Origin of the sequence: Pseudoalteromonas sp. TB25 (assembly GCF_000497995.1) — a bacterium.
Lineage (GTDB): Bacteria > Pseudomonadota > Gammaproteobacteria > Enterobacterales > Alteromonadaceae > Pseudoalteromonas > Pseudoalteromonas distincta.
Genome location: NZ_AUTI01000283.1, coordinates 1 through 9,112, shown reverse-complemented (window position 1 = coordinate 9,112; position 9,112 = coordinate 1). Strand labels below are relative to the sequence as shown.

General features: G+C 38.8%; 6 protein-coding genes. 3 read left to right on the top strand and 3 right to left on the bottom strand.

Annotated elements, in window-relative coordinates:
* On the top strand, positions 1 to 323 hold a 323-nt coding region (locus tag L652_RS0109835; RefSeq protein ID WP_024603431.1), incomplete at its 5' end, for a glycoside hydrolase family 15 protein.
* A 250-nt stretch (positions 324 to 573) separates the two neighbouring features.
* Here L652_RS0109835 and L652_RS0109830 read toward each other — a convergent pair.
* The 3 genes from L652_RS0109830 to L652_RS0109820 form a co-directional block, all read right to left on the bottom strand.
* Positions 574 to 2,481 (bottom strand): prolyl oligopeptidase family serine peptidase, encoded by a 1,908-nt coding sequence (locus tag L652_RS0109830; protein WP_024596125.1) that lies wholly within the window; start codon positions 2,479 to 2,481, stop codon positions 574 to 576.
* Positions 2,482 to 2,553: 72 nt separating this feature from the next.
* Positions 2,554 to 5,739: a TonB-dependent receptor gene (locus L652_RS0109825; protein WP_024596124.1), complete on the bottom strand. Its 3,186-nt coding sequence runs from the start codon at positions 5,737 to 5,739 to the stop codon at positions 2,554 to 2,556.
* Positions 5,740 to 6,013: 274 nt separating this feature from the next.
* Positions 6,014 to 7,030, bottom strand: a complete 1,017-nt coding sequence (locus L652_RS0109820; RefSeq protein ID WP_024596123.1) for a LacI family DNA-binding transcriptional regulator — start codon at positions 7,028 to 7,030, stop codon at positions 6,014 to 6,016.
* Positions 7,031 to 7,320: 290 nt separating this feature from the next.
* Between L652_RS0109820 and glk the strand changes: the two genes are divergently transcribed.
* Entirely contained in the window at positions 7,321 to 8,313 is a 993-nt protein-coding gene (glk, locus tag L652_RS0109810; RefSeq protein WP_002959751.1) for a glucokinase, read from the top strand.
* A 38-nt stretch (positions 8,314 to 8,351) separates the two neighbouring features.
* Positions 8,352 to 9,112: LacI family DNA-binding transcriptional regulator (locus L652_RS0109805; RefSeq protein ID WP_024603430.1), on the top strand; the 761-nt coding region annotated here is incomplete at its 3' end.

The following is a 9,112-nucleotide window of genomic DNA, read 5'->3' as shown; positions in this document are numbered from 1 at the left end:
GGCCGTTTTTCACAGGTGAACGTGGCCACTATGAAATAGCAGCAGCTAACGCAAACAACGCCTTTGATGATGCTAAACAAGCGCAAATTAAAAATAGTTATGTTAAAGGTTTGGAGCAATTTGCCAATAAAGGGCTAATGCTACCAGAGCAAGTATGGGATGGTGTAGGTGTAAATAAAGCTGGTCATGCGTTAGGCGAGGGCACAAACTCAGCAACGCCACTTGCATGGACACATGCAGAATACATTAAGCTTGTACGCTCACTCAGTGATAAACAAGTATGGGATTATTATCCAGTGGTTGGCGAGTCACTTAAAGACTAATATAAAGCAAGCTGCAGTTATTAAAAAGGCTTCTAAATAAATTTAGAAGCCTTTTTTACTATTCAGTTATTCTGTATTTAAACTAATATGAATCAGCAATAATACTTAATTATTTGTTGGTAATAACTAGATAACGAAATTTTTATCTTGTTATCAGTACGATTTTCTTACCTCAAAATAGATCACCTAATTAGGCGATTTGATATGAAGGGTGCTCTTCATATGAAATGAATGCCACCCTTTTATTACATTATTTGAGGCCACATTTATTATCAAACCAAGATAACAACTCTGTATAAAACTCTTTTTTATGATCGTAGAAAAGCGTATCAGAAAAGTGATCAGCATCTTCTAGCTCAATATATTTAAAGTCTTTTTTGTACTTTTCAAGCTCAGATACAAAGTCTCTACTGTGTTTTACTGGAACACGACTGTCGATATCGCCATGTACAACCAGTATAGGAATATTTACTTTATTTACTTGCTCTACAGGAGAGACACCAGTAATAGTAGGGCGTTGTAAGATACTTAAAAAGCGATTTTCGTTAAGAGTTGCATTGATACGACTTAAATCACTTACACCCGCACCGGCAACAACACATTTATATATGTTGTTTTCACGCATAGATGCAGCAAATGCAGCATAACCACCATAACTCCAACCAAATAAAGCAAGCTTATCTTTTGTTGCTAAACCTTTATCTATTAAATATTGTGCGGCGTCATCTAAATCATCTTGTTTTTTCAAGCCCCAGTTATTATCACCGGCTATCCAATGCTCCAGACCGTAACCTGTAGAACCTCGGTAGTTTGGTTGAATAACTACGTAACCATGATAGGCGAGTAACTGTGCCCAGTCATCAAATACAACAGAGTCACGAACCCAAGGACCACCGTGAGGGAGTACTATTGCGGGGTGAGGACCTTTAGTTGCAGGAATAGTTACGTATGCTTTTATTTTACGTCCATCTCTTGCTTTATAAGAGATATATTTAACGGTTCCTAATTTACTTTTATCAATAAACGGAAGGCGATCACCAATCTTAGTTAACTTCTGTTTATTAGTAACAATGTAATAGCTGCCAGGGTTATCGTCAGCAGATACTCTCACTACTAATACATTATCGTTATCAGAGCTACTGATGATTTGTACAAATTTACCTTTAAATAAAGACGCAACAGATTCGTTAAGTGCTTGTAGGTTAGGATCTGTGAAATAAAACTTAGGTTGCTTAGTTGTATAGCGAAAGCCTTGTAAGGTGCCGTCGGTATCAAGTATAACACCATCGGTATCTACAGACTTAAGACCAAATTGACGTTCAGAATACTGACCTGTTTTAATATTATAAATATAAATGCCAGTCGTATTTTCGCCTAAGTTGGCATTAACATAAACTTCGTTAGGGTTACCTTTCGCAAACCCTAAAATCTCAAAGTTTTCACGCTTTTTAGGACTAACTTGCTTAATTACTTTCCAATCATCATTACCTTTATCTCGGGCATAATAATCGATTGCGTTATCAGACTTATTCCAACCTTGGGCTATTCTTATTTCACCGTCGTAGTCAGAAACGAATGAGCCTGATACTTTTTCATTTCCGCGCATTACAGTAACGCTTCGTCCAGTATTAATATTAAAGCGCACTACATCTGGAATGTAGTTATTATTAATATCAACCTCTACTAATACTTCATCTTTTTTGTCAGGAAGTATATTTATTATATTAAATTGAACATTTCGTTTTTTCTTAAATGGTAATAGCCAGTCGCCTTTACCATCTGCATCGGTTATTGCAAACTTATTAACCCAGTATTTGCGACTTCCATCTTCTAATATTTGCCTAAACATAACGCCAAGTTTTTCATCGTTTAACCAGACGATTGAAGATATTAGCATTTTATCAGCGCCTAATCTTACAGGCTCTGCATCTAGGTTATTTGGATCTCTTATCTCAATTATATAGTCACCATTTTTAGTAGTCGCTCTTAAAATAGCAAGCTTCTTACCATCAGGTGATGCTACAACACTGCGTATAGCAGATGACATTGAGAAAGCATCAATACTGCTTACTTGTGCCGCATCTTCAGTTTCGCTATTAGCAAAAGAAGATAGGCCTAGTAGGGTTAATCCTACTAATATTCTTTTTTTAAATTTCATTTTTATTCCCTCAAAAAAAATGGCCTAAAATTTTAGGCCATCTGGATTGAATATTTACTCAGCCAATTCTAATTAAAAAGAAGCTGTAAAACTGATGTATGGGCTACGACCTGAAGTGTCATAACCAACACCTAGAGGGATATTAGTGTTTGAAAAAGAACCACTTGGATCTACTTTAGGAGGAGCTTCATTAAACACGTTACGAACACCAAAGTTCACTTTATAAGCATCGTTAGACCAAGTCATACCGATATTATGTACAAAGTAGTCATCGGTGAAACCAACTGGGCGACATTTAAGTGCTTCACCGTTAGCGTCAGTTAAACCACGACAACCTGCAGTGCCTTCTTCAAATTCACCTAAATCATCCTCATCTTCACGACCTTTACCGATGAAACGCGTTTCCCAGTTAAATCTAAAATCAGAGTATTTAAGTTGTAAGCGAGCGGTACCACGCCATTCCGGAGAATCTGGCTCGCCCATATTGTCATCAATAGTACCAAGCACGTCAAAAACTTGCTCTGTCATGCGAGTAGCTTGAAGATCTAGTGTAATACCTAGGTTTTCTTCTGCGATTACTGTATCTGTTTCAAAGTAGATATTGTAATCAAAACCTTTAGATGAGATTAAACCAATATTGATAAAGCTAGCATCAACTAAATCAATTTGACCATTTTCGTCACGTCCGATACGGCTACAGAAAGCATCATTACCATCAGCAGAATAACACTGACCAATACTGTAACCAGCGCTTGGCTCTGCAATACTATTCGTTACTTCAATATCAAAGCGGGTTAATGACATTGTTAAATCAAATGCATCAGTGAACGGTTGTTCAAAGATAAAACCGTATGTTTTAGCCACTGATGTTTCAGCACTAAGCTCAGTTGTACCGCCAGTTTCAATCTCAGCGCTGTAAGCTGCAGTGTATGAGTCAGTTCCATTTTGACCTAAACCAAGAGTAGTTGGATCAATACCTGATGCTTGACAAGCGTTTAGTACAGCTGTATCACGTGTTTCTTCTGCTGCATTATATGTAGCTGCTGAACCTGGGTTCAATGGGTCGATATTACGAGCATCTTCCGGAACAACACATGGATCGGCAACTGTATTAAAACCAGACGTACCGTTTAAGAAACGCTCGCGTAGGTTAGGTGCTCTGTACGAAGTACCTTTTGTTGCACGTAGAGTAAACCACTCAACAGGACGGTAAATTGTTTTAAGACTATAAGTTGATTCTGCATCGTAGAAAGATTCTTCAGAAACACGGCCAGAAGCTGTAAATGTAAGTTCTTCAGCGCCTTTAACACCTTTAAGTAAAGGGAATTCAACTTCTGTGAATATTTCCTTTAAGTTACGTGAGCCATCAGCGCCTTGGTCAGCAAAATAGCCCCATAGTAAGCCTTGAGATGCAGCAGCATTTGGATTTGATTCAATTTCATCACGACGATATTCAACCCCAACGATACCTGCAACAGTTTCGTTGTTCCATGGTAATGCGAAGAAATCACCACCCATGAATGCATTGAAAACAAACTGGTTTACTTTAGTTTCGATATCGCGGTCGATAAACAAGTAAGCAGCTTCTTCAGGTGAAAGCGTACCGCCACCTTCTTGATAAATACTATCTGCAAATAAATTAACAGGAACACATCCATCAGAACCGGTACCACAGGTAACAGTACCATCATCATTAAGAACAGCGGTTTCTAATGAGTTAATTAAGCGCTCTTCATCAATACCAACACGGTGGTCAGTACCTTTTGATGCGCTGTACGATACAGATGCGTCGTAGTACCAATTGTCTAAGCCGATGTTTTCAAACATACCAAGATTACCAGTAACACCAGTAACTAAGCGATATTGTGAAACTTCAACCTCAGTTTGATCACGGTCACCACGAATATTGATGATTGGCTGAACGGCTTCTGGTCCACCAGGGCCCACACCTAACACGCCAAAACAGTCAATACCGTTTGTTCCACAAGGGTTATATGGGTTTGATGCCGCTACTTGTTGGAATATCTGTGCACCTGGACTAAAAATTGGTGATTTACGACTAGCGTATAAACCTTCGTAGTAGAAAGTTGTATCGTTATCATCTTGGAAGTTATATTCACCATTAAGCATTAGTGAAATACGTTCATTTTTACTTCTGTAATCACCGCTTTTGTAGTAATCAGATTGTTGGAAAGCGTATAGAGGGTCTTGGAAATCAACGTCACGGAAACCATCGCCGTTACCATCTACAAATACACCATCGTTGATACCATCGCCATCAAAATCGCCCGCTACCCATGAAGGTAAAAATCCTTCAAGACTTGATGGTACAGTTGATTCACTGAAGTTTGGAATACCAGTGTTTGTAAAGTCAGGTGTATAATAAACACTACCAAAGAAAGATGGTACGCTAATACGGTTTGTTAGAGGGAAAATGTCACATGAATCTTCACCGCTTGCTACAGGACCATAGCCACTGTTTCGGGTTACGATACTGCCATCTTCAGCTTCCCAAATACGCTCTTCACACCCTTTAACAAAAGGGTTGCCAGCTAAAGATTGAGATTTCTGTTCTGAATATTCAACACCAACGGTGATAAAACCATTATCCATGGTTTTGCCCCACATACCCGAAAGTACAGTTTCTTCACCGCCTTCACCTTTAGGTTGACGGTAAGATGCATCAAAAATAAAGCCTTCAACATCTTTTTTTAATATTACGTTAGCTACACCCGCTACCGCATCAGAACCATAAACGGTTGATGCGCCATCAAATAAATTCTCTACACGCTCAATCATTACACCTGGTATCAAGTTCAAATCAGGTGAAGTTGGCGCACCACCTACACCTGCGGGAGCCATTCTTCGACCGTTGATAAGTACAAGAGTACGCTCAGCACCTAAACCACGAAATCCGATTGTTGCAGCGCCTGGACCGTTATCTAGTACAAAACCACCAAATGTATTATCTATTTGAGCACCAGCCGCTTGGCTGGTTGACTGGAGCATTGAACCTGCATCAAATAAACCCATTTCACGAGATAAGTCACCGTTGATAATTTGAATTGGCGATGCATTTGAAAATTCAGCTTTTCTTATACGCGAACCTGTTACAACAATTCGCTCTGGCGCTTCTTCTTCTAGTTCAACGTCTGAGTTTAAGTCATTTTCCTGGGCTAGCGCGTTAGGCGCTAAGGCTACAGATCCTAGCAATAAAGAATATCTTATTGCATTTGATAGTGCTTTAGTTTTAAACATATGTAAATCCCTGAGATATTATTGTTATTTAAGCTATAAATCATAAATTAAACAAAGTGAAATACAGCATCACAATAAATTTACATTATTGAAACTAAATAGTAAATGCGGTTAATGGTGAGTAACTACGCAATAGGTGCTGAAACAGTCAGTTTTGGGCCTTAAAAGTGAATTTTTTCGCTAATTTTTTTTTAATTGTCTGTTTTTAAATGGTTTTCTTGTTTGTAAACGAATGTGAATGGATGTAATCGGCATATACATGGAAAGAGAAGGCTCAGCTTGACTTTCTAGGAATGAGAATAGGAGGCAACAGGGTGCTTTGAACTTCTTCACCACGTATCAGTTTTAATAGGTTCTCTACTAACATTTGCCCAGCAATAGTGGTGTTTTGCTCTATTGTAGTTAGTGGTGGGTTTACATAACTTGCAATGGCTATATTATCAAAGCCGACTACCGCAACATCTTTCGGCACGTTAATATTTGCTTCTTTAAGTGCGCGTATAGCCCCAATAGCAATTAAGTCACTTGCAGCAAATAAGGCGTTAAATTTAATATTATTAGCAATTAGTGAGCGTGTGGCGTGATAGCCAGATTCTTCAGTAGAGATAGCATTAGCCATTTTACGCTCATTTATTTTAACGTTGTTAGCCAATAGCTCATCTTTAAAACCCTGAAAACGACTAAAAAATTCGGGGCTGTGATCAGAGGCGTCACCAATAAAAGCGCAATCAGTTCTGCTATGCGCAATAAAGTGCTCAGCGGCGAGCTTACCGCCACCGTAGTTATCACAACAAACAGTTAAATCGGGACGGTTATCTACCGTTGCACCCCAGCAAACAAACTTAGTATTTTGTTCAAGTAAGGTGTTAAATTTTGGTTGGTAATCAATGTAATCGCCATACCCGAGTAAAATAATGCCATCAGCTCTGTGGCTGTCTTCGTAGTCTGCTTGCCAATCAGCACTGGCCGATTGAAATGAAACTAATAAATCGTAACCTTCTTTAGCGCAAGCACGGGTAATACTGCCAAGCATGGCTAAAAAGAAAGGATTTATTTGGGACTCGTCAGAAGTAGGATCTTCAAACAACAATAATGCAAGCGTACTACTTTGTTGAGTGCGAAGGTTACTCGCATTTTTATCAACTTTATAATTAAGCTTTTTGGCTATATCGAAAACACGCTTGCGTGTTTCTTCATTAACAAGGTGGCTGTTACGTAAAGCGCGAGATACAGTCGATTGAGATACCCCTGCATAGTGGGCAATATCAAATGAGGTAGCTTTACCTTTCATTGTTACAACTTAATTAAATTGATAAATAATTGTGTTATTTTCGTTTATTGATGAATAATTTCAAGCTTTTTGTGAATTAACGTATATTTTTATTGATAAATTCCTGACACCGGTGTCATAATGTCAGTGTTTTATCATTTTGTTGTCAAAACGTATTCGCTGTCTATATCTTTATAGGCAGCATTTTTTACTGTGATAGCTACTTTGAGGTGATAGCTCAAAGTATAAATAACAATGGTACACCATTGTAAAATAATAAGCATGAGTCGCTTAACAAAAGAGATAATACTATGAGCCCAAACGCTTCTGCCCAATTTGATCCCATCTTAGTTGCTGATGTCGGCGGCACTAATGCCCGCTTTGCTTTAATAACTGCTTTTAATGAACAGACTAACCAATTTATAATAGAACACATTAATATTTTTCCTAGTGCCAACTTTGGTTCTCTTGAAAGTGCGCTCGAGCAATACTTACAAACAGTCCCACATATTGCACCCAAACGCGCATGTTTAGCCGTTGCAGGGCCAATAAAAGCCGGGCAAGTGCATTTAACCAATTTAGGTTGGCATTTTAGCGTCAGTGAATTTAAAACTCATTTTGATTTACAGCAACTTGAAGTCATTAATGATTTTGCTGCCTTTGCTTACGCTGCCCCTTACTTAGATCCTAAACAAAATGTCATTGTTAAATCAGGTCAAGCTGATGATAACGCAAACATTGGTGTTATAGGTCCAGGTACTGGTTTTGGTGCCGCGTGCTTAGTTAGAACGTCTCAATCTACCGCAGTGCTAAGTTCAGAAGGGGGGCATATATCACTTGCACCTGTTAATGAACTCGATACTTTATTATTAAATGAGTTACGTAAAGATCATCCCCATGTTTCTATCGAAACAGTTTTTTCAGGTCCTGGCATAACGCATTTATACAAAGCAATGTCTGCGGTTAAGGGTGTAACAGCTAAAAATTTAGATGCCGCACAAATTAGCAGTCTTGCAAATAGTGGTGAATGTGATGTGTGTGATGCAACCTTAAACCAGTTTTGTGATTGGATTGGCAGTGTTGCCGGTGATTTAGCGGTTGTTTATGGCGCGTTAGGTGGATTATTTATTGGCGGTGGAATACTACCTCGTATGCAAGCGAGACTTCTTGAGAGTCGTTTTGTTGAACGATTTTCGCAAAAGGGTATTATGTCGCAGTACGCAGGACAAATCCCTGTAACACTCGTAACACAAGACAACATACCGCTTATTGGCGCTGCTGCGTGTTTACACAATAGCAAATAGGGCTTTGGTCTTACAGGTTGTATTTGGATAATGGACAGATGAAAAAAGTAACCATAAATAGTGTAGCAAGCCATGCAGGGGTTTCTAAAAAAACCGTCTCACGCGTGTTAAACAATGAGCCTAATGTAAGTGCCGCCACCCGAGAAAAGGTGCTTGCGGTATTTAAAGAGCTTGATTACACCCCAAATCCAATTGCACGAGGTCTTGCTCAAAATCGTAGCTTTATTATTGGCTGTTTATACGATAACCCAAGTAAAAGTTATATTACCCGAGTGCAAACGGGCGCCTTAGAAGCGTGTAAAGAAAACAACTATAATTTATTGATACACCCTTGTGAGTTTCGTGGTGAAGCACTTATAAATAATATTGAGCAATTACTACAAACTTCTCGATTAGATGGCATTGTGCTAACACCTCCTTTTGGTGATTTTGCTGAGCTTGCTTCTTTTTTAAAATCTAAAAAAATTCCTTATGCAAGAGTTGCTTCAGCTTTACTACAAGATGATTCAATTTCAGTGCGTAGTAACGACGAGCAAGGCGCATTTGAGATTACCGAGCATTTAATTAACCTCGGTCATAAGTCTATAGCCTTTATTAAAGGGCATCCAGATCACAGTGCCACGCAACAACGTTTTAAAGGTTACAGGCGTTCACTTGCAAGCCATGGTATAGAATTTGATGAGCGCTTAGTAGAGGAGGGTAACTTTAGTTATCACTCAGGTGTAGATAGTGCACGCAGCATATTAGATTTATCCCCTAGGCCAACCGCTGTATTTGCATCAAACGATTACATGGCGGC

Excerpts from the sequence above, each read along its gene's own strand:
- glk (WP_002959751.1), top strand. The coding sequence starts at position 7,321 with ATGAGCCCAAACGCTTCTGCCCAATTTGATCCCATCTTAGTTGCTGAT.
- L652_RS0109830 (WP_024596125.1), bottom strand. The coding sequence starts at position 2,481 with ATGAAATTTAAAAAAAGAATATTAGTAGGATTAACCCTACTAGGCCTA.
- L652_RS0109820 (WP_024596123.1), bottom strand. The coding sequence starts at position 7,030 with ATGAAAGGTAAAGCTACCTCATTTGATATTGCCCACTATGCAGGGGTA.
- L652_RS0109825 (WP_024596124.1), bottom strand. The coding sequence starts at position 5,739 with ATGTTTAAAACTAAAGCACTATCAAATGCAATAAGATATTCTTTATTG.